The organism is Ruegeria sp. YTSA135 (assembly GCF_059610165.1).
On sequence record NZ_JBXWNC010000016.1, the window covers coordinates 75,669 to 94,624 of the forward strand.

The window sequence follows — 18,956 nt, forward strand, 5'->3', positions numbered from 1 at the left end:
GATTTTCGCCGTTTGCACAAGCAAATGTGCGTGATCCAGGTGATGCGTCGGAGGTGTTAACGCTTTGTTAACGAAATGGCGTGATCACGGATCAAAGGAATGTTTATTTCCTTCTCTAACAAGTGCCCAGGTTATTACGATGAATGTTTTGATAGTTGAAAGTAACCCCGACCTCGGTCGGGTTTGGAAGCGGCATCTGGAGCGGTACGGCGCCGAAGTGACGTTGGTGACCGGGCAAGAGGCTGCCATTCTTGCGCTTTACGGGCAAGACTTTGAGATTATCGTGCTGGACCTGGTTCTTGAAAAAGGCAGCGCATTGGCAGTTGCGGATTTTGCCAGCTACCGAAGGCCCGAAGCGCGGGTGATCTTTGTCACCAACACGACCTTTTTCTCGGACGGGTCCATCTTTGCCCACAGCCCAAACGCCTGCGCCTATGTTCAAAGCGCAACGCCGCCAGAAGACCTGGCGGCGATGGTTCAGCACTACGCGGCGGATCGTTGACCGCGCCCATGCGGCTCCATGTAGTCCAACACAGGGTTTACCGGAATGATCCGGTTGGGGTTGATCGTGTCATGGCTATAGTGGTAGTGGCGCACGATGTGGTTGATGTTTACCGTCTCGGCCACACCAGGCCACTGATACAGCTCTCGCGTATAGGCCCATAGGTTCGGATAGTCGATCAAGCGACGCTTGTTGCATTTGAAATGCAGGTGGTAAACCGGGTCGAACCGGATCAGCGTAGTGAACAAACGCCAGTCGGCTTCGGTTACGCGATCTCCCATCAAGTACCGGCTGTGGGCCAGTCGATCCTCTAGCCAGTCGAGGGTTTCAAACAGGGGGTGAACAGCGGCGTCGTAGGCCTGTTGCGACGTGGCAAAGCCGGATTTGTAGACGCCGTTGTTGACATCGGAATAAATCCGCGCGTTGACCTCTTCAATTTCGTCCCGCATCGCTTCGGGCCAGTAGTCGTCGGTGTTTCCGGTAATGCCGTCAAAGGCCGAGTTGAACATTCGGATGATTTCAGAGCTTTCGTTCGAAACGATCGTTTGCTGCTGTTTATCCCAAAGGATCGGCACGGTGACGCGGCCCGAATAGTTTGGATCGGCTTTGGTATAGATTTGGTGGGCATAGTCGAGACCAAACAGCGTATCGCCGGTCGCGCCGTGCTCGTCCGTTTTGAAGATCCAGCCCTTGTCCAGCATGTCGGGATGCACAACCGAGACCGAGATCAAATCGCTGAGCTCCTTCAGCTTGCGGAAGATCAATGTCCGATGTGCCCACGGGCAAGCAAGGCTGACATAAAGGTGATATCGGCCCGGTTCAGCCTTGAAACCTGCCTTGCCAGACGGACCGGCACTGCCATCGGCAGTCAGCCAGTTGCGAAACTGGGCAGTGCTGCGTTTAAAGGCGCCACCAGTGGATTTGGTGTCGTACCAAGTGTCATGCCATTTGCCGTCGACCAACAGGCCCATTAGGTGTCCTCCGCATTGCGATTTCTTCAAACATAAGAGGTTGCACGCGGCCTTCCCACATCAGGCACCGCGCATTGGGTCTGCACCTGCGCACAGAGGGGGGGGCTGGGATTTCAATGCAACAGGTTCGATATGCGCAAATCTATATGGCCGGCTTTACTGGATTTTTACAATCCGGACTTCACAATAGAGTCCGTTGCCCGGGGAATTGTGCCATGACGACTTATATTTCAAAGGAAATAAGCGCTGAATTGGATGCTGCGCGAATCGCGGGGTTGAAAAAGACCAGCCGCCTGCGCGTCGAGTTTGGCGACAATACATTTAAAATACTCAGATTGTGGAAAGACGGCTTTACGGTTGAGGCTGAAACAACACCGCAATTGCGCGGCCTTGTGGATATCTACGACGGGGCGCGCCACCTTTACCAATGCCTGATCATCGCCGATGAGGAAGAAGCCGGTGAGATGCGGTACGAATTCAAACGCAGTACAGCCGCCGCCGATAGGGCTCCGCTCGACTTCTATCGCCCACCTGATGCGCCGATTGCGTTGCTGGGGTACGAAGACTAGCCAGATTTGCATGCTTCGGTATCGATTGGACGCAGTAGTTCACAAAACGCACCAGAACAGCATGCTGACGCGCAGTGAATATCTCGCGTCAGCAGGTGGTTGGCCTATGTGCATGGTCACCGAATGCCTTGAAAGATGGTCACAACCATTGGCTGTTCGTGTAGACGTGCGCAGCTTGGATGCCAGCCAAAACGCGCTGCGCCGGGCGAAAAACGGAAAATGGATTTCAGCAAGGCCCGGCGCGTGACCGTCATTGAAGATCGGAAAACGCGTGTTTCAACCGCTTGCAGGCCTCTTCTACCCGTGCGTGTTGCGTGGCCAGATTGAACCGTTCAAAGGTTTCTCCGCCGGTGCCGAAGCCCGGGCCGGATGATGTGGCGATCCGGGCATCCTTGCGCAGACGCTTCATCACCTCGTCATGCGTCATTCCTGCACCTGAAAAATTAACCCAGGCCAGGTAGGTGGCCTGCAGGGGCATTGACCAAAGTCCCGGAATTTCGGCAATGGTTGCATCGAACAGTTTGCGGTTGCCATCCAAATGCACCATTTGCGCGTCCACCCACTCCGCGCCTTCGGGTGTATAAGCCGCTGTGACCATAGAAACGCCTAACGCACTGGGCATGTAATCCAGTGTTTTCAGCCGATGCCGCATGGCGGCGCGCAAGTTGTCATCAGGTATGATCATATTTCCCGTGCGCTGCCCCGCGATGTTGAATGTCTTAGAGGCCGCGGTCAGCGTCACCGTAAAGGGCTGCGCTTCGGGCGCGACCTTTGCCATAGGCACGAAAGTTTGGTCGGGATAAACAAGATCCTGGTGGACTTCGTCCGACACGAGGATCAAGCCATTGCGCATGGCGAATGCAGCTACAGCGCGCAATTCTTCCTTCGTCCACACTCGGCCCGAAGGGTTTTGGGGCGAGCACCACATCAACAGCTTTTCCGACCCGTCCAACCGCGACTGCGCATCTTCGAAATCAATGCCATAGCTGTCGCCATCCCGCACCAGCGGGCATTCCACAACCCGTCGTCCGGTCTTGTTAATCTTGTGGGCGAACTCGTGATAAACGGGGCTGAATATTACGACGCCATCACCGGGATCGGTCCAGACATCCAGACACAGAGCAATTGCATTGCCCAACCCTTGCGAGGTCAGAACCCAATCCGTGTCGATCGACCAATCGTGGCGGTTCTGCATCCACCACTGGACCGAGGCCAGATACGCCGGATGTTCCCAGGAATAGCCGAAGACACCGTGATCAGCTGCGTTTCGGACCGCCTGTCTTACGCAGGGCGCAGTGGGGTAGTCGGAATCTGCGGTCCACATGGCCAACCCGTCCTGTGGCGAGACGCCATACAGGTCTTCCATCTTGTCCCATTTTGAACTGTTCGTCCCCCGGCGGTCGATCACGTCATTGAAAGTCATGTTTTCTCCATCTGTCCGCTGCGAAGCTAGTCACAATCGCGGCAGGTGCAAGGGGGGCGTTGCGGCGGGGGGCGGGATGGCCTAAATCAACCCTATGAAACGCAATATCCTGATCCATCCCGACCCCCGTCTGAAAAAGGTCTGCGCCCCTGTCACCGACCTGTCGGATGAGCTGCGCAATTTGGCCGATGACATGCTGGAGACAATGTATGATGCGCCCGGCATTGGGCTGGCCGCGCCACAAGTCGGCGTTCTGGATCGGCTGATCGTGATGGACTGCGTGAAAGAAGAGGGGGAGGCGCCGCGCCCGTTGGTCATGTTCAACCCCGAGGTCATCGCCTCGTCTGACGAAACCAATGTCTACGAAGAAGGTTGCCTGTCGATACCTGAGCAATTTGCCGAGGTGACGCGGCCAAAGGTTGTTGATGTGACCTGGCTGGACCGCGACGGCAACTTGCAGCAAGAAACGTTTGACGGGCTTTGGGCGACGTGCGTTCAGCATGAGATTGATCACCTGAACGGCAAGCTGTTCATCGACTATCTCAAACCGCTGAAGCGTCAGATGATCACGCGCAAGATGCAGAAGCTGAAACGCGAGATGGCCCGTACATGACGATTCGCCCCTGCCTGCCATGGCCCGATAAACGCTTGCGGACCAAGGCCGAAGATGTAGCTGAAATCACGGATGATATTCGCGCCATCTGGGACGATATGATCGACACGATGGAGGCGATGCCCGGTGTTGGTCTTGCCGGGCCGCAGATTGGTGTCATGCTGCGGTTGGCGGTTGTTGATGGCTCGACCGAGCGCGGCCGGGCGGTGCGCATGGCGAACCCCGAAATCCTGCACAGCTCGATTGAACTGCGTGAACACGACGAAGCCAGCCCGAACCTGCCCGGTGTTTCGGCCAAGGTAAAACGTCCTCGTGCTGTGACGGTGAAGTACCTGAACGAAAAAGGCATTGTGGATCGCCGTGATTTTGTTGGGATCGAGGCCACCAGCGTGCAGCATCAGATCGATCATCTGAACGGCAAGATGTATTTTGACCGGCTGAGCAAGGTGAAGCGCGATATACTGCTGCGCAAAGCCAGAAAGCAGGGTTAGGGATGCGCGTCGTTTTCATGGGCACGCCGGACTTCTCGGTTCCAGTGTTGGACGCGCTGGTTGAGGCCGGGCATGATATTGCTGCGGTGTATTGCCAACCACCCCGGCCCGCTGGGCGTGGCAAGAAAGACCGACCAACGCCGGTGCACGCACGGGCCGAAGCGTTGGGTCTACCCGTCCGTCATCCGATGTCGCTAAAGTCGTCTGAGCAGCAAGAGGCCTTTGCCGCGCTGAACGCTGACGTTGCGGTGGTCGTGGCCTATGGTTTGTTATTGCCACAGCCCATTCTGGATGCGCCGACGAACGGGTGCCTGAATATCCATGCAAGCCTTTTGCCGCGCTGGCGTGGGGCTGCGCCGATCCACCGCGCGATCATGTCGGGGGATGCAGATACCGGCATTTGTATCATGCAAATGGAGGCTGGGCTGGACACTGGTCCCGTTCTGCTCCGTCAGACCACTGACATCGGGCCTGAGGAAACTACCGCGCAGTTGCACGATCGTCTTTCTCAGATGGGCGCGGACCTTATCGTCGAGGCGCTGAGACGTCTTCCTGATCTGACACCCGAGCCTCAGCCCGAAGATGGCGTGACCTATGCGTCGAAGATCGACAAGGCCGAAGCCCAGGTGGACTGGACCCGCCCTGCGGTTGAAATCGATCGCCAGATCCGTGGCCTTTCCCCGTTTCCCGGGGCCTGGACCAAGATAGGCGGTGAAAGAGTCAAGCTGTTGGCCTCAAAACAAGCCGATGGAGAGGGTACGCCCGGGACGGTCCTGAACGGACGGCTCCGCGTGGCATGTGGTAAGGGCGCGGTTGACCTGCTGCGCCTGCAACGGGCGGGCAAAGGCGCACAGGACGTGGAAATCTTTTTGCGGGGCTGGCCAGTAACTGCCGGAACCTGCCTGAGTTCGGAGTAGGCCAGATGTTCTTGGTTCTGATGGGCACTGTCGTGATCGCCGGGATCGTGGGATACCTCTCCGAGAAAACCGGCTTTACCCACAATGGATACGTGCCTTCGATCATCATTTGTGTGGGTGGCGCTTTCCTGTTTTTCTTTGTGCGGATCATGTTCGGCATCAGCTTTGGCCCTCCGGGTCTTGATGCCGTCCTTTCGTCCATCGGTGCGCTGATCATCGTGCCGACGCATTGGAGGAAGTGATCCAAGTGTGATCAGGGCCGCAGCTGGGTGAAAGGTTGCCAGTCGATGGTAATTGGTAATCAACGTATTGGCGTGCTGCCGGACGGCTAAGTGCTCAAGATGCTATACGTTCACGCAATGATCGCAAAAATGCGTCAGTTCAAACGCCACGTCTTACTGGTTGCGAGGGGGGCGGCTTTTGTAGACCGGCAGTGTCCAACCAAATAGCAACGATCCTGCCCGCAAAGTCCAGCAAACCAGCGCGCACGCCCCCAGTGTGATCAATTCATCGAACCCAAGGCGGTGTACGATCACCGCGGTCATGGCGCCAGCAAAAGCGCATGAAACGTAAAGCTCACCTTGTTTAAGAACCAACGGCACTTCGTTGCAGACCACGTCGCGCATCAACCCGCCAAGGCACCCTGTGCAAATCCCCATCAACACTACGATTGTACCGGATTGCCCGAGCGATAAGGCGACACCAGTTCCGGCGGCAACCGCTATAGACAGGGCAAAACTGTCCAGCCAGATCAGCCAATTGTACCGGCTTTCAACCAAGTGGGCGGTCAAGAAGACAAGCACCGCTGCACCGGTTCCGATAAGAATGTAATCCGGTTGACCGACCCAGAACACCGGATGCCTGTTCAGCAACAGATCGCGCACCGTGCCGCCGCCCACCGCCGTAAGACAGGCGATGAAAGCAAACCCAACCAGATCAAGCTGCGCCCGGCTGGCCACCAATGCGCCGGTCAACGCAAACACCAGAACCGAGGCATAATCCAGCAGGGCCAGACCGTTCACGATTTCGCCTTTTGAGGTTTGAAAGGTGCCATGCCGGCGCGGGCCAGTTCATCTGCTTTTTCGTTTTCGGGGTGACCTGCGTGGCCCTTGACCCATTCCCAGGTTACGTCGTGCCGGATCTGCGCCTCATCCAGCCGCTGCCATAGATCGACATTCTTGACAGGTTTCTTGTTCGAGGTCTTCCAGCCGTTCCGCTTCCACCCGAATATCCATCCTGTCACACCGTTCTTAACATAAGCGCTGTCGGTGACGATGGTGATTTCCGAGGCACGCTCAAGGGTTTCCAGCGCGCTGATCGCGGCCAGCAGTTCCATGCGGTTGTTGGTCGTGTTGGCCTCACCCCCCTTGAGCTCACGTTCTTTCAGAACGGTGTCGCCATCCATCGCGCGCAGCAAGACGCCCCAGCCGCCCGGTCCGGGATTGCCGGAACACGCGCCGTCGGTATAGGCGAACAGCTCAGGCATGGGCCATCACCAGGATAAAGCCGTCATAGGATCCGGCCAGCCCTTTGCCTATGCCGGTTGTGATACGGTCGATTGAGAACCCTGCCTGTGCCAGCGCGTCCTCGATCGCGGCCTGCGAGAAGTAGGTATAGGAGCGGTCCAGTTCGTCGCGGTGTTCGCCAGTGCCCAGTTTCAGGCCAAGGAAAAAAATTCCACCCGGTTTCAGCGCCTTGTGGATGGCGGCCAGATGGCGCGGGAAGGCCTCGCGTGGGGCGTGCAGCAAGGAAAAGCTGGCGTAGATGCCGTCATACGTGTCCACTTCGGTCACATCGTCGAAAGTGCCCAGATGTGCGTCCACGCCATTGCTACGTGCATGTTCGACAAATTCAGGCGTTGCGTCCAGCGCCCGCACTGTCAGCCCCTCACGCATAAAAAAGGCACTGTCTGATCCGGGGCCAGAGCCTAAGTCCAGTACAAGCCCAGCACCGACCGCTTTGGCAAACGCTTGACGGGCTTCGATCTGCTCCGGCGGCAGAGGGATATTCAGGTAATCTGCCACGCGGGTGGAATAGGCTTTGATTGTTCTTTCGTCGGTCACAGGTATACCCCCACAGCTAGGCAGGCCAGCACGATGGCCGTCAGTAACACACGCAGGCGCAACCACCAGGTCGGGGTCAGCCGCCAGTATGCAAAAATGGCATCAAGCACCAAAAGGCCGGTAAATCCATAGATCAGGTTGGTGCCCGCACTCACCGGTCCTCCGCCAGTTTGTACAAAGGCCCAAAGCGCGGGAAGCACGGACAGGGTATAGCAGGTCGCGGCCTTGCTGCCCGACGTCTTGGTGGCGAAGCCCCACAGAACGCCGGACATAAAGCTGAGGATGACCGAGCCGTAGAAAAGTTGGACATACGGCCCCACAAAACGCGACCCGAACGCTTGGGTCCCCCACGCGTGCAGGTCGTCATTCAGGTAGGTGAGCGCGCCCCATATAAAGGGGATCAACCCAGCTAGCCCAAGGAACAGCGGAGCCCTTGGTATACCGCTCATGCGGGTACTCTCAGGACGCGCGGGACTTTGAATTCAACGTTTTCCACGGCGGTTTCCACCAGTTCGACGGTCACGTTGTAATGTTCGCGGAAAGCGTCGATTACCTCGGTCACCAGGATTTCAGGGGCCGAAGCACCCGCCGTGACGGCAACCGACGAAATCCCTTCAAGCGCGCGCCAGTCTATCTCGGTCGCGCGTTGCACCAGTTGCGCGTAATTGCACCCGGCGCGCGAGGCGACCTCGACAAGGCGACGCGAGTTGGAAGAATTCGGCGCACCTACAACCAGCAGCGCATCCGATTTCGGAGCTACGGCTTTCACGGCTTCTTGCCGGTTGGTGGTGGCGTAGCAGATATCTTCCTTATGAGGGCCGACGATGGCCGGGAACCGTGCCTCAAGCGCTGCTATGATATCTTTGGTGTCGTCCACAGACAGTGTGGTCTGCGTGACAAAGGCCAGCTTTTCCGGGTCACGCACCTGCACCGTCGCGACGTCCTCGACGGTTTCGACCAGCAACACCTCACCCTCAGGCAGTTGGCCCATGGTTCCGACAGTTTCGGGGTGGCCCTTGTGACCGATCATTATCATTTGTAGTCCAGCATCGGCGTGGCGCTGTGCCTCAACATGCACTTTTGAGACCAGCGGGCAGGTGGCATCGACGTAGATCATCTCGCGCGCCGCGGCCGAGGCAGGCACGGATTTCGGTACGCCATGTGCGGAAAAGATCACCGGTCGATCATCGGGGCATTCGTCCAGTTCCTCGACAAACACCGCGCCCTTGGCGCGTAACCCGTCGACGACGAATTTATTATGCACTATCTCGTGGCGCACGTAGACGGGCGCACCCCACTTCTGCAACGCCATTTCCACGATTTTGATGGCGCGGTCAACTCCGGCGCAGAATCCGCGCGGGGCAGCAAGGTAAAGGGTCAGGCGTGGCTTTGTCATGTCGCGATCTCCATAGGGCACAGGTAAGTCTTTTCGTGGCCTTGGTCCAGACGCGACCGTGTCATTTACCTGACACGAATCGATGTTAGCTGGTTGGTATTTAAGCACCTGTTCATTGGTATAACAAAGGCGCGGTCAGACGTAACAATCTGACCGCGCCGAATTCTTGAACCGGTTTTGTGCGAAGCTTACGCTTACTGACCGCCGGCGGCAGCGACGCTGCGCGGCTCCATCGGCATTTCGCGCGGCGGCCGCCCGATCACGTCGCGCAGATCTTCCAACTCGATGAAGTTATCCGCCTGACGGCGCAATTCATCCGAAATCATTGGCGGCTGGCTGCGGATGGTCGAAACAACCGATACGCGCACGCCCTGCCTTTGAAGGCTGGCAATCAACGGACGAAAATCCCCATCGCCCGAAAACAGCACAATATGATCGACGCGCGGCGCCAGTTCCATGGCATCGACGGTCAGTTCGATATCCATGTTTCCTTTGACTTTCCGACGCCCCATGCTGTCGGTGTATTCTTTTGCCGGTTTGGTCACCATGGTAAAGCCATTGTAATGCAGCCAGTCGACCAAGGGACGGATCGGCGAATACTCGTCGTTTTCCAAAAGCGCTGTATAGTAAAAAGCACGAAGCATCTTGCCGCGGCGCATGAATTCCTGACGCAGCAGTTTGTAGTCGATATCAAACCCCAGTGCTTTTGCGGCTGCGTAAAGATTCGAGCCGTCGATGAACAGCGCTAGCCGTTCGTCTTTATAAAACATAAATAGATCCTTCCGGTACAAACCAGCGGCGCCGAGTGGTAGGTGAGTGAGCTAGTGAATGAGCAACACGCTGATATGCCTATAATTAGGGCAATTTAAACGTATCGCAAGCAGGCAATTTGTCAAATATGGGGGGTGAAATGCGCAAATCTTCGTCAGAAGCGGTGATAGCATTGGGTGCAAATCTCAGTTTGAGCGCATCAAGACCCAGAGTGACACTTGAAAGAGCAATTGACGCAATTTCGCGTCAGGGGTTTGTGATTCGCGCCATCAGCCGCTTCTTCGAGACCCCTTGTTTTCCTGCCGGAGCCGGGCCGGATTATGTGAATGCGGCTGTCGTGGTCGAAACTGACAAGACCCCGCTCGAGCTGCTGAACATGCTGCACGACGTCGAGCATGAATTCGGTCGCGAGCGGGTGCAGCGCTGGGGCATGCGCACGCTCGATCTGGATTTGATTTGCTACGATGATCTTGTCCTGCCGGACACGGCCGAGTACGAACGATGGCGGGTATTGCCGCTTGACGCGCAGAAACAACAGGCGCCGCAAGAGCTGATCCTGCCGCACCCACGCCTGCAGGACCGCGCCTTTGTGCTGGTCCCGATGGCGGACGTGGCCCCGGATTGGCGTCACCCGGTGTTGAGGCGCACTGTCACCGAGATGCTTGCAGAACTGCACGCTGATGAGATCAAGGCCGTCACCCCCGTGTGATGGATGCCATTTCCTGCTTGTCAAGCCGGGGATTCGCGCATAGATAAACGTCTTCCTGACATGGATTCAGTAACGGAGAGCGCCCAATGGCCCGCGTGACGGTTGAAGATTGCGTAGACAAGGTTCCAAACCGGTTCGAACTGGTAATGCTCGCCGCTCATCGTGCGCGCGAGATTTCTGCCGGTGCGGCGATCACCGTCGACCGTGACAATGACAAAAACCCTGTCGTGTCACTGCGCGAGATTGCCGACGAAACCCAAAGCGCCGATGAACTGCGCGAGCGCCTGATCGAAGCGAACCAAACGCAGATTGAGGTCGATGAGCCTGAAGAAGACCAGATGGCTCTTCTCATGGGTGCGGAATCGGACAAGCCTGTCGAAGATGACATGTCCGAAGAGAAGCTGTTGCGCGCTCTGATGGAGGCTCAAGGCCAGGGGTAACCCAAGCTTACACAAGGTGCGGACCGGATGATTTCTGCTGACGACTTGATTGCGCTGGTCCGCAACTACAACCCGAAAACCAACGCAGACCGCATTACCCGCGCATTTGAATTTGGACGTCAGATGCACGAAGGGCAGTTCCGCCATTCTGGCGAGCCGTATTTCACTCATCCTGTTGCCGTTGCCGCCATTCTGACCGAACAGCGACTGGATGATGCCACCATCATCACGGCACTTCTGCATGACACGATCGAGGATACCAAAGCCAGCTACGGCAAGGTGGCCGATTTGTTCGGGGATGAGGTCGCCAAGCTTGTCGATGGCGTGACCAAGCTGACCAACCTGCAACTTTCCAGCCGTGAAACCAAGCAGGCCGAAAACTTTCGCAAACTCTTTATGGCGATGTCCAAAGACCTGCGGGTTATCCTGGTTAAACTCGCCGACCGTCTGCACAACATGCGCACGATCAAGGCGATGCGCCCGGAAAAGCAGATCCAGAAAGCGCGCGAGACGATGGATATCTATGCACCGCTTGCGGGCCGCATGGGTATGCAATGGATGCGAGAGGAGCTGGAAGACCTTGCTTTTCGGGTGCTCAATCCCGAAGGACGTCAGTCAATCATCCGGCGTTTTATCACGTTGCAGCGTGAGACCGGCGATGTGATCCATCGCATCACCGGCGACATGCGGCATGAGCTGGAAAAGGCAGGGATCGACGCAGAGGTCTTCGGACGGGCCAAGAAACCGTATTCGATCTGGCGCAAGATGCAGGAAAAGGATCAGGGCTTTTCGCGCCTTTCGGATATCTACGGTTTCCGCATCATCACCCAGACTGAAGAAGACTGCTATCGCACGCTGGGCGCGATCCATCAGCGCTGGCGCGCCGTTCCTGGGCGGTTCAAAGACTACATAAGTCAACCAAAATCGAACGGATACCGCTCAATCCACACGACGGTTTCTGGGCGCGATGGCAAGCGGGTTGAGGTTCAGATACGCACCCGCCAGATGCACGACGTGGCCGAAACGGGCGTGGCGGCGCACTGGTCATACCGCGATGGTGTGCGTTCGGAAAACCCATTTGCCGTGGACCCGGCCAAGTGGATCGCGAATCTGACCGAACAGTTCGACAGCGAAGAGGATCACGAAGACTTCCTCGAAGCGGTCAAGCTTGAGATGTATTCGGATCAGGTCTTCTGTTTTACGCCCAAGGGCGACGTGGTGAAACTGCCGCGTGGCGCGACGCCGATAGACTTCGCCTATGCCATCCATACGCGGATCGGACACGCCTGCGTGGGCGCCAAGGTTGACGGAATCCGCGTACCGCTGTGGACCCGGATCAAAAACGGGCAATCGGTCGACATTATTACCGCTGATGGGCAGACCCCGCAGGTCACATGGCTTGAGATCGCGGTGACCGGAAAGGCCCGGACATCGATCCGCCGCGCGCTGCGCGAGGTCGACCGCGAGCGATTTATTAAGCTTGGCAAGGAACTTGCCCGGTCGGGCTTCGACCATGTGGGTCGTAAAGCCACAGACAAAGCCTTGGATACGGCCGCCAAGCACTTGCGGCTCAAGGATCGGCACGAGCTGTTGGCGCGCCTTGGAAGCGCCGAATTGACGGCGCATGACGTGGTCAGCGCCGTCTATCCCGAACTGACACAGGATGACGGCGATGCTATTTCCCCGCGCCGCGCGGTGATCGGTCTTGAACCCGGACAGAAATTCGAACGCGCACCGTGCTGTCAGCCTCTGCCTGGTGAGCGTATTGTCGGTATTACGTATCGCGGCAGGGGCGTGGTTGTGCACGCAATCGATTGCGATCGACTGTCTGAATACGAAAGCGAGCCTAACCGCTGGGTTGACCTGCACTGGCATTCCGGCACGCACCCGGCGGTGTATGGTGTGACGCTTGATCTGACTATCGGGAATGACGCTGGGGTACTGGGGCGTATTTGCACATTGATTGGCGAGAAAAAGGCCAATATCTCGAACCTGGAATTCGTTGATCGCAAACCGGATTTTTACCGCCTTCTGATCAGTGTTGAGCTGCGCGACCTTGAACAATTGCACTCGCTGATGCTGACACTTGAGGCCGAAAGCGACGTCGCCGCGGTTGATCGGTATCGCGACAAGGAAAAAACCGCTGTAGCGGCTGTTTGAGAGAGGGTGATCAGGAGTGGTTTTTAAGCGCCGAGACCGACGCTCACCCATTCAGATCGCTTCGGAGTTCGTTTATCCGCGCGGCGGATGGACCCGTGCCTTTCACTACGTCAAACACCGTATCCGGCGCCTTCCCGATTCACCTGAACGTATTGCGCGCGGCGTTGGGGCGGGCGTGTTTACTGCGTTCACGCCCTTCTATGGGTTTCATTTCTTTATCGCAGCGCTGATCAGCCGATTGATCAATGGCAATCTGCTGGCTTCGCTGAGCGGTACATTTTTTGGCAACCCCCTGACTTACGTTCCCATCGCCGTGGTCTGTCTGCAAACGGGTCATTTTCTTTTGGGGGACGATTTTGAAGAGGGCGAAACCCATGGCCTGATGGACAGTTTCGTTCAGGCGCTTGGTGATCTGAAGAACAACTTTTTGGCCATGTTCACAGATCGCGTCGCTGATTGGGGCGGGTTGAGTATTTTTTACGACGAAGTGTTTTTTCCCTATATGATTGGGGGCATCTTTCCGGGGCTCATTGCCGGGTTCGTCTGTTATTACCTCAGCCTTCCGGTGGTCCGTACCTATCAGCAACGGCGTCGTGCGCGGATCAAAGCGAAATTCGAAGAAATCAAACGTTTGGCCGAAAGCAAACCTGCCGTTCCGGTGTCAAACCCTCTAGGCTCGGGCCAGAGTTCGGGAAAGGAATCAAGCGATGTCTGAAAACCACCTGCGTCTGGGCGTGAATATCGACCATGTCGCTACCGTGCGGAACGCGCGCGGTGGAGACTATCCCGACCCGTTGCGCGCCGCCAAACTGGCGGAAGAGGCTGGGGCAGATGGGATCACCGCCCATTTGCGCGAAGATCGCCGCCATATCTCGGACGCGGATATCGATGGTCTGATGGAGGTGTTGTCGGTGCCGCTGAACTTTGAAATGGCCGCGACGCCGGAAATGCAAAAGATCGCCTTGCGCCACAAACCCCATGCCGTTTGCATCGTCCCGGAAAAACGCGAGGAGCGTACAACCGAAGGCGGGCTTGAGGTCGCGCGCGAGGAAAACAAGCTGGCCCATTATATCGCGCCGCTGCGCGAGGCGGGGTGTCGCGTGTCGATCTTCATCGCGGCCGACCAGCGCCAGATCGAGGCGGCGCACCGCATCGGTGCCGAAGTGATTGAGCTGCACACAGGCGCTTATTGCGACGCCCATGCCGAAGGCCGTGTGGATGAAGCCGCGACCGAGCTGGAAAGTCTGCGCGAGATGTCGGCCTTCGCCCATTCACTGGGTCTTGAGGTGCACGCAGGGCACGGTTTGAACTATGAAACGGTGCAACCCATCGCGGCTTTCCCCGAGGTGCGCGAGTTGAATATCGGCCATTTCCTGATCGGTGAGGCGATTTTCCGTGGTCTCACCCCGGCAATAGCCGAGATGCGTCGCCTGATGGATGAGGCGCGGGCCTGATCAGGTTGCGCAACACACGCCGGATCAAGAGGGGACGCCATGAAAGCAATCACTTATCGTAGCTTTGGCACGGCAGAAGACGTGCTTGAACTGGTCGACATGCCTGACCCTGTTGCGGGACCGGGTGAGGTCGTTGTTCAGGTGAAGGCCACCGGGATCAATCCATCGGATGTCAAACTGCGCGGTGGCGCGCGCCCCGGGGCGGTCATGCAGTATCCAGTTGTCATTCCACATTCGGACGGTGCTGGGGTTATCGTGGCCGTCGGTGCGGATGTCGACCCGACTCGGGTCGGTGAGAGGGTCTGGATATGGAATGGCCAATGGCAACGCGCGTTCGGAACTGGTGCAGAGTACATCGCCCTGCCGTCCGAGCAGGCGGTTGTGCTACCGGAGACGACCAGTTTTTCCGAAGGGGCTTGCTTTGGAATCCCGGCGATGACGGCGTGGTACGCGTTGTATGCTGACGGGCCGATTGCGGACAAGACGGTTCTGGTGACCGGGGGTGCGGGAACCGTGGGGCGCTACGCCTGCCAGATGGCCGCGCTTGGTGGTGCGCGGGTCATTACAACGGTGAGTTCACAGGAAAAGGCCGCACATTCTGGCGCGGATGAGTTTGTGAACTACCGCACTCAGAATGTGACGCAGACTGTAATGGACATGACCGATGGCGCCGGTGTTGACCGTATTGTCGAAGTCGATTTTGCAGCTAATCAGGAAGCCTCGCTAGGTTTGATCCGACCGGGCGGCACCATCGCAAGCTATGCATCGGTGTCCCGGATGCGCCCAGAACTTGATTTCTACGGCTTCATGTTCAAGAACATTCGACTGCACATGCTGATCGTGTATCAGTTGGACGCCGCCGCACGGCGCAGGGGCGAAGCCCAACTGACGGAATGGTTGGAACAGGGCGTTTTGACCCATGCGGTCGTGCCTGCGGGGCATTTGGCCGATGCTGCGGCAGCTCACAAGATGGTCGAAGCTGGTGAGAAGATGGGCACTGTGGTTCTGGAGGTGTGATGTGATCCTTGGCATCGGCACGGACCTCGCGAATATCGAACGCATTCAGGGCACGCTCGACCGTTTTGGCGACCGGTTCCGCAACCGTGTCTTCACAGAAACCGAGCAGAACAAGGCCGAACGCCGGGCCGACACCGCGGGAACCTACGCCAAGCGCTGGGCGGCGAAAGAGGCTTGCTCAAAGGCTTTGGGCACCGGTTTGCGCATGGGCATTTCGTGGCGGGATATGGCAGTCACCAATCTGCGCACGGGTCAGCCCGTGATGCATTGCACCGGCTGGGCCGCCGAACGTCTGAAAGAGATGACGCCCGAGGGGTACGAGGTCATCATCCACGTCACCTTGACTGATGACCACCCATGGGCGCAGGCCTTCGTTGTGATTGAGGCCCGCCCGCTTCAAGATCACTCCGCTCAGTCTTGACTTGCCCCCAACGGCCCCGCATGTAGCACCCCAACAACTCAAGGACCGGAGAGCAGTATGGCCGAGGACGTCAAAACCGGAAATCCCATATGGGAGACGATCAAAACCATCGTCTACGCCCTGTTGATCGCAGGCGTTTTCCGTACCCTGTTCTTTCAGCCGTTCTGGATTCCTTCCGGTTCGATGAAACAGACCTTGCTGATCGGGGATTTCCTTTTCGTTAATAAGATGGCCTATGGCTATTCCTATGCGTCCTGTCCCAGTCTGATCATCCCCAGTGTCGGCTTGAATATCGATGCCGAAGATATCTGCGGCTGGATACCAGGAGGAGACAATTCCCGTATCCTGGGCGGAGAGCCCGAGCGCGGCGACGTCATTGTTTTTCGCCATCCGGTCACCGGGCGCGACTATATCAAGCGTCTGATCGGCACGCCGGGCGACCGTATTCAGATCCGCGACGGACAGGTTATCCTGAACGGGACCCCGGTGCCGCAACAACCCGATGGCGTTTTCACCGAGATCGCCGAACCGCAGGGGCCGCAACGATTGCGCCCGCGTTGTGAGAACGGCCCCGTCGGCATTGGTGGTGCCTGCGAAAAACCCCGCCTGATCGAGACCTTACCTAATGGGGTGTCCTACGATGTCTTGAACATCGGCAATCAGGCTTCGGACAATACGGGCATCTACACCGTGCCCGAAGGCCACTATTTCTTCATGGGTGACAACCGCGACAATTCCAGCGACAGCCGTCTGCCGCAATCCGCCGGTGGTGTTGGCTATGTGCCGTATGAAAACCTGATTGGTCGTGCGGACCGGATCATGTTCTCGTCTGCGGGACGGTCGATGCTGTTCTTCTGGACATGGCGCAGCGATCGCTTTTTTAAGGCGATCAATTGAAGCTATCGGCCGAGATAAAGGCGTTCCAGCGGCGTCTTGGGTATGAGTTTTCTGACCCGGAACTACTGGTGCGGGCGCTGACCCATGGCTCGGTCTCATCGGCAACGCGGCCAGACAATCAGCGCCTTGAGTTCCTTGGCGATCGCGTATTGGGGCTTGTCATGGCCACAGCGCTGCTGGAGGCCGACAAAAAGGCGTCCGAGGGCCAACTTGCCCCGCGTTTTAATGCGCTTGTCCGCAAAGAGGCTTGCGCGGACGTCGCCCGTCAGATCGATCTGGGTGCAGTGCTAAAGCTGGGTCGGTCCGAGATGCTGTCTGGCGGCCGCCGCAAGCAGGCTTTGCTGGGTGACGCGATGGAGGCCGTCATCGCCGCGATCTATCGCGATGCAGGGTTCGAAGCTGCACGAGATGTGATCCTGAGGCTATGGGGTGATCGCATCCACAAGGTCGAAGCCGACGCGCGCGACGCAAAGACCTCGTTGCAGGAATGGGCGCAGGCGCGCGGGCAGAGGCCGCCTTCTTACGTCGAACTCAAACGCAGCGGCCCCGATCACGCGCCCGTTTTTACCATCGCTGCCCGCTTGCAGGACGGGGCAGAGGCCCAAGCCACCGCAGGGTCCAAACGACAGGCTGAACAGGCTGCGGCCAAGGCGTTGTTGGACCTTCTAACCTGAACGCACCTTCCGTGTGGGTGGGTTGACGGGTGGTATTAAGCCCTTATTGGGACGTGGCATCACACCAATCGCTAGCAGTGCCTGATAACGGCGTGGCACTGGGGGCGCATGGCAGCAATGCGACAAATCCCTCTGGTCCGTCAGGCGTTTCTGCTATAGGGGTGCGCACTTGCTAACAGGATCGCAACACATATGAGCACACGCGCCGGATTTATCGCCCTGATCGGAGAGCCAAACGCAGGCAAATCCACCCTTTTGAATCGCATGGTCGGGGCCAAGGTCTCGATCGTGACGCACAAGGTTCAGACGACTCGCGCCCGTATTCGCGGCGTGGCGATGGAGGGTGACGCGCAGCTGGTTTTTGTCGACACGCCCGGCCTGTTCAAGCCCCGTCGTCGCCTTGACCGCGCCATGGTCGCTGCTGCGTGGGGCGGGGCTGCGGACGCCGACATTGTCGTGCTGATGGTCGAGGCCCATCGCGGCATCACCGAAGGGGTCGAACGCATTCTTGAGGGGCTGCAAGAGATCGGGCAGGGCCGTAAGATCGCGCTGGCGATCAACAAGATCGACAAGGTTCCGTCCGAGACACTACTTGCCCTGACCAGCGAGTTGAACGCGCGTTATCCTTTTGCCGAAACCTTCATGATTTCGGCGGAAAAGGGGCACGGCGTTGACGATCTGCGCAAATGGCTGGCTTCGGAATTGCCCGAAGGCCCGTGGCTTTACCCTGAAGACCAGATCGCCGATCTGCCCCTGCGCATGATTGCCGCCGAGATGACGCGCGAGAAGCTGACCCTGCGTCTGCATCAGGAGTTGCCCTATCAGTTGACGGTCGAGACCGAGAACTGGGAAGAACGCAAGGATGGCTCGGCCAAGATTGATCAGGTGATCTATGTCATGCGCGATGGTCACAAGGGTATTGTTCTCGGCAAACGCGGTGAGACGATCAAGGCCGTCAGCCAAGCGGCACGGGCAGAGCTGGAAGAGTTTCTGGACCGCAAGATCCACCTGTTCCTGCAGGTCAAAGTCCGGCCCAACTGGTTGGAAGAGTCCGAGCGCTACTCGGAAATGGGTCTGGATTTCAAAGACGGTAACGCATGACTCGCCTGACGGCTGAATTCTGGGTTCACGCATATTTGGCGCGGCTTCGCTTTCAGGAAATCCCGGCCTTTGTCGTGACCCACGGCGACGATACGGCAGGTGCGGTTCTGATCAAGCTTAACACGTTGGACGGGCAGGCCACCGCCTTCCAGCGGAGCTTTGATTTGATGAGCGGTGAACGCAAATGGGTCGAGCTCTCCTCTGGCCCCGAGACCGAGGTGGATCAGGCCATCCAGCGCCAGCGCAGTTTTGATCCCGACCTTTGGGTGATTGAGGTCGAGGACAGACAAGGCCGTCACCTTCTGGGCGAAGAGGGCTTGGACTAGGTTTCAGTCCTGGTTGACACAGTTTAACATTCTATGTCTGC

The 18,956-nt window shown here is 57.7% G+C and carries 25 protein-coding genes; 17 read left to right on the forward strand and 8 right to left on the reverse strand.

The genetic code is table 11. The features are described from left to right. Positions 1-139: 139 nt before the first annotated feature. Complete coding sequence (locus AC2FIT_RS18360) at positions 140-502, forward strand: response regulator transcription factor (protein ID WP_496831465.1); 363 nt, start codon at positions 140-142, stop codon at positions 500-502. On the opposite strand, the gene AC2FIT_RS18365 is transcribed toward AC2FIT_RS18360, so the two are convergent. Further along, positions 484-1,473: a glutathione S-transferase family protein gene (locus tag AC2FIT_RS18365; RefSeq protein ID WP_496831466.1), complete on the reverse strand. Its 990-nt coding sequence runs from the start codon at positions 1,471-1,473 to the stop codon at positions 484-486. The genes AC2FIT_RS18360 and AC2FIT_RS18365 overlap by 19 nt on opposite strands. 215 nt (positions 1,474-1,688) lie before the next feature. Between AC2FIT_RS18365 and AC2FIT_RS18370 the strand changes: the two genes are divergently transcribed. Beyond that, positions 1,689-2,042, forward strand: coding sequence for a hypothetical protein (locus AC2FIT_RS18370; protein ID WP_224891794.1), 354 nt, complete (start codon positions 1,689-1,691; stop codon positions 2,040-2,042). A gap of 250 nt (positions 2,043-2,292) precedes the next feature. Here AC2FIT_RS18370 and AC2FIT_RS18375 read toward each other — a convergent pair whose 3' ends face one another. Continuing rightward, entirely contained in the window at positions 2,293-3,465 is a 1,173-nt protein-coding gene (locus AC2FIT_RS18375) for a MalY/PatB family protein (protein ID WP_496831467.1), read from the reverse strand. Positions 3,466-3,559: 94 nt separating this feature from the next. Between AC2FIT_RS18375 and def (AC2FIT_RS18380) the strand changes: the two genes are divergently transcribed. Genes def (AC2FIT_RS18380) through AC2FIT_RS18395 form a run of 4 tightly spaced genes read left to right on the forward strand, consistent with a single transcriptional unit; the run spans position 3,560 to position 5,728 of the window. Beyond that, positions 3,560-4,078, forward strand: a complete 519-nt coding sequence (def, locus tag AC2FIT_RS18380) for a peptide deformylase (protein WP_496831468.1) — start codon at positions 3,560-3,562, stop codon at positions 4,076-4,078. Next, on the forward strand, positions 4,075-4,569 hold the full coding sequence (def, locus tag AC2FIT_RS18385) for a peptide deformylase (RefSeq protein ID WP_068339115.1): 495 nt from the start codon (positions 4,075-4,077) through the stop codon (positions 4,567-4,569). Before def (AC2FIT_RS18380) ends, def (AC2FIT_RS18385) begins: the two co-directional genes overlap by 4 nt. A gap of 2 nt (positions 4,570-4,571) precedes the next feature. Then, complete coding sequence (fmt, locus tag AC2FIT_RS18390) at positions 4,572-5,486, forward strand: methionyl-tRNA formyltransferase (RefSeq protein WP_496831469.1); 915 nt, start codon at positions 4,572-4,574, stop codon at positions 5,484-5,486. A gap of 5 nt (positions 5,487-5,491) precedes the next feature. Beyond that, the gene (locus tag AC2FIT_RS18395; protein ID WP_496831470.1) at positions 5,492-5,728 is read left to right on the forward strand and encodes a hypothetical protein; all 237 of its coding nucleotides are present in this window, start codon (positions 5,492-5,494) and stop codon (positions 5,726-5,728) included. Positions 5,729-5,881: 153 nt separating this feature from the next. Here AC2FIT_RS18395 and AC2FIT_RS18400 read toward each other — a convergent pair whose 3' ends face one another. The 6 genes from AC2FIT_RS18400 to AC2FIT_RS18425 all read right to left on the reverse strand — a co-directional run bounded on the left by AC2FIT_RS18400 (position 5,882) and on the right by AC2FIT_RS18425 (position 9,715). Beyond that, complete coding sequence (locus AC2FIT_RS18400; RefSeq protein ID WP_496831471.1) at positions 5,882-6,508, reverse strand: trimeric intracellular cation channel family protein; 627 nt, start codon at positions 6,506-6,508, stop codon at positions 5,882-5,884. Further along, positions 6,505-6,972, reverse strand: coding sequence for a ribonuclease HI (rnhA, locus tag AC2FIT_RS18405; protein ID WP_496831472.1), 468 nt, complete (start codon positions 6,970-6,972; stop codon positions 6,505-6,507). The genes AC2FIT_RS18400 and rnhA overlap by 4 nt, the downstream gene beginning before the upstream one ends. Beyond that, a complete protein-coding gene (locus AC2FIT_RS18410; protein ID WP_496831473.1) occupies positions 6,965-7,549 on the reverse strand; it encodes a class I SAM-dependent DNA methyltransferase in 585 nt (194 codons plus the stop codon). The genes rnhA and AC2FIT_RS18410 overlap by 8 nt, the downstream gene beginning before the upstream one ends. Further along, positions 7,546-7,998, reverse strand: coding sequence for a DUF3429 domain-containing protein (locus AC2FIT_RS18415; RefSeq protein ID WP_496831474.1), 453 nt, complete (start codon positions 7,996-7,998; stop codon positions 7,546-7,548). Before AC2FIT_RS18415 ends, AC2FIT_RS18410 begins: the two co-directional genes overlap by 4 nt. Continuing rightward, on the reverse strand, positions 7,995-8,945 hold the full coding sequence (ispH, locus tag AC2FIT_RS18420; RefSeq protein ID WP_496831475.1) for a 4-hydroxy-3-methylbut-2-enyl diphosphate reductase: 951 nt from the start codon (positions 8,943-8,945) through the stop codon (positions 7,995-7,997). The genes AC2FIT_RS18415 and ispH overlap by 4 nt, the downstream gene beginning before the upstream one ends. Positions 8,946-9,139: 194 nt before the next feature. Continuing rightward, positions 9,140-9,715 carry a LabA-like NYN domain-containing protein gene (locus AC2FIT_RS18425; RefSeq protein ID WP_058283597.1) on the reverse strand — a complete coding sequence of 192 codons (576 nt, stop codon included), beginning with the start codon at positions 9,713-9,715 and terminating at the stop codon, positions 9,140-9,142. A 140-nt stretch (positions 9,716-9,855) separates the two neighbouring features. Here AC2FIT_RS18425 and folK point away from each other — a divergent pair, with 140 nt between their 5' ends. The 11 genes from folK to AC2FIT_RS18480 all read left to right on the forward strand — a co-directional run bounded on the left by folK (position 9,856) and on the right by AC2FIT_RS18480 (position 18,915). Beyond that, complete coding sequence (gene folK / locus AC2FIT_RS18430; protein WP_496831476.1) at positions 9,856-10,425, forward strand: 2-amino-4-hydroxy-6-hydroxymethyldihydropteridine diphosphokinase; 570 nt, start codon at positions 9,856-9,858, stop codon at positions 10,423-10,425. Positions 10,426-10,511: 86 nt separating this feature from the next. Further along, positions 10,512-10,865, forward strand: coding sequence for a DNA-directed RNA polymerase subunit omega (rpoZ, locus tag AC2FIT_RS18435; protein WP_068339091.1), 354 nt, complete (start codon positions 10,512-10,514; stop codon positions 10,863-10,865). A 27-nt stretch (positions 10,866-10,892) separates the two neighbouring features. Continuing rightward, entirely contained in the window at positions 10,893-13,025 is a 2,133-nt protein-coding gene (locus AC2FIT_RS18440) for a RelA/SpoT family protein (RefSeq protein WP_496831477.1), read from the forward strand. 16 nt (positions 13,026-13,041) lie between these two features. Next, positions 13,042-13,740 carry a DUF2062 domain-containing protein gene (locus AC2FIT_RS18445; protein WP_496831478.1) on the forward strand — a complete coding sequence of 233 codons (699 nt, stop codon included), beginning with the start codon at positions 13,042-13,044 and terminating at the stop codon, positions 13,738-13,740. After that, positions 13,733-14,479, forward strand: coding sequence for a pyridoxine 5'-phosphate synthase (locus AC2FIT_RS18450; RefSeq protein ID WP_496831479.1), 747 nt, complete (start codon positions 13,733-13,735; stop codon positions 14,477-14,479). The genes AC2FIT_RS18445 and AC2FIT_RS18450 overlap by 8 nt, the downstream gene beginning before the upstream one ends. Before the next feature lie 39 nt (positions 14,480-14,518). Continuing rightward, on the forward strand, positions 14,519-15,496 hold the full coding sequence (locus AC2FIT_RS18455) for an NADPH:quinone reductase (RefSeq protein ID WP_496831480.1): 978 nt from the start codon (positions 14,519-14,521) through the stop codon (positions 15,494-15,496). Position 15,497: 1 nt separating this feature from the next. Next, a complete protein-coding gene (gene acpS / locus AC2FIT_RS18460) occupies positions 15,498-15,917 on the forward strand; it encodes a holo-ACP synthase (RefSeq protein WP_496831481.1) in 420 nt (139 codons plus the stop codon). Positions 15,918-15,974: 57 nt separating this feature from the next. Then, positions 15,975-16,814 (forward strand): signal peptidase I, encoded by an 840-nt coding sequence (gene lepB / locus AC2FIT_RS18465; protein WP_496831482.1) that lies wholly within the window; start codon positions 15,975-15,977, stop codon positions 16,812-16,814. Then, the gene (gene rnc / locus AC2FIT_RS18470) at positions 16,811-17,488 is read left to right on the forward strand and encodes a ribonuclease III (RefSeq protein ID WP_496831483.1); all 678 of its coding nucleotides are present in this window, start codon (positions 16,811-16,813) and stop codon (positions 17,486-17,488) included. The genes lepB and rnc overlap by 4 nt, the downstream gene beginning before the upstream one ends. Positions 17,489-17,680: 192 nt before the next feature. Beyond that, positions 17,681-18,589, forward strand: coding sequence for a GTPase Era (gene era, locus AC2FIT_RS18475; RefSeq protein WP_496831484.1), 909 nt, complete (start codon positions 17,681-17,683; stop codon positions 18,587-18,589). Beyond that, positions 18,586-18,915 carry a DUF1491 family protein gene (locus AC2FIT_RS18480; protein WP_496831485.1) on the forward strand — a complete coding sequence of 110 codons (330 nt, stop codon included), beginning with the start codon at positions 18,586-18,588 and terminating at the stop codon, positions 18,913-18,915. Before era ends, AC2FIT_RS18480 begins: the two co-directional genes overlap by 4 nt. The last annotated feature ends 41 nt before the right edge of the window (positions 18,916-18,956 follow it).

What these genes read in the sequence shown, in the direction of transcription:
- AC2FIT_RS18480 (WP_496831485.1), top strand. Translation starts at nt 18,586, where the DNA reads ATGACTCGCCTGACGGCTGAATTCTGGGTTCACGCATATTTGGCGCGG.
- def (WP_496831468.1), top strand. Translation starts at nt 3,560, where the DNA reads ATGAAACGCAATATCCTGATCCATCCCGACCCCCGTCTGAAAAAGGTC.
- AC2FIT_RS18455 (WP_496831480.1), top strand. Translation starts at nt 14,519, where the DNA reads ATGAAAGCAATCACTTATCGTAGCTTTGGCACGGCAGAAGACGTGCTT.
- rnhA (WP_496831472.1), bottom strand. Translation starts at nt 6,972, where the DNA reads ATGCCTGAGCTGTTCGCCTATACCGACGGCGCGTGTTCCGGCAATCCC.
- AC2FIT_RS18425 (WP_058283597.1), bottom strand. Translation starts at nt 9,715, where the DNA reads ATGTTTTATAAAGACGAACGGCTAGCGCTGTTCATCGACGGCTCGAAT.
- lepB (WP_496831482.1), top strand. Translation starts at nt 15,975, where the DNA reads ATGGCCGAGGACGTCAAAACCGGAAATCCCATATGGGAGACGATCAAA.
- AC2FIT_RS18370 (WP_224891794.1), top strand. Translation starts at nt 1,689, where the DNA reads ATGACGACTTATATTTCAAAGGAAATAAGCGCTGAATTGGATGCTGCG.
- AC2FIT_RS18450 (WP_496831479.1), top strand. Translation starts at nt 13,733, where the DNA reads ATGTCTGAAAACCACCTGCGTCTGGGCGTGAATATCGACCATGTCGCT.
- AC2FIT_RS18395 (WP_496831470.1), top strand. Translation starts at nt 5,492, where the DNA reads ATGTTCTTGGTTCTGATGGGCACTGTCGTGATCGCCGGGATCGTGGGA.
- AC2FIT_RS18375 (WP_496831467.1), bottom strand. Translation starts at nt 3,465, where the DNA reads ATGACTTTCAATGACGTGATCGACCGCCGGGGGACGAACAGTTCAAAA.
- AC2FIT_RS18415 (WP_496831474.1), bottom strand. Translation starts at nt 7,998, where the DNA reads ATGAGCGGTATACCAAGGGCTCCGCTGTTCCTTGGGCTAGCTGGGTTG.
- era (WP_496831484.1), top strand. Translation starts at nt 17,681, where the DNA reads ATGAGCACACGCGCCGGATTTATCGCCCTGATCGGAGAGCCAAACGCA.
- AC2FIT_RS18360 (WP_496831465.1), top strand. Translation starts at nt 140, where the DNA reads ATGAATGTTTTGATAGTTGAAAGTAACCCCGACCTCGGTCGGGTTTGG.
- rpoZ (WP_068339091.1), top strand. Translation starts at nt 10,512, where the DNA reads ATGGCCCGCGTGACGGTTGAAGATTGCGTAGACAAGGTTCCAAACCGG.
- folK (WP_496831476.1), top strand. Translation starts at nt 9,856, where the DNA reads ATGCGCAAATCTTCGTCAGAAGCGGTGATAGCATTGGGTGCAAATCTC.
- def (WP_068339115.1), top strand. Translation starts at nt 4,075, where the DNA reads ATGACGATTCGCCCCTGCCTGCCATGGCCCGATAAACGCTTGCGGACC.
- AC2FIT_RS18440 (WP_496831477.1), top strand. Translation starts at nt 10,893, where the DNA reads ATGATTTCTGCTGACGACTTGATTGCGCTGGTCCGCAACTACAACCCG.
- ispH (WP_496831475.1), bottom strand. Translation starts at nt 8,945, where the DNA reads ATGACAAAGCCACGCCTGACCCTTTACCTTGCTGCCCCGCGCGGATTC.
- AC2FIT_RS18365 (WP_496831466.1), bottom strand. Translation starts at nt 1,473, where the DNA reads ATGGGCCTGTTGGTCGACGGCAAATGGCATGACACTTGGTACGACACC.
- fmt (WP_496831469.1), top strand. Translation starts at nt 4,572, where the DNA reads ATGCGCGTCGTTTTCATGGGCACGCCGGACTTCTCGGTTCCAGTGTTG.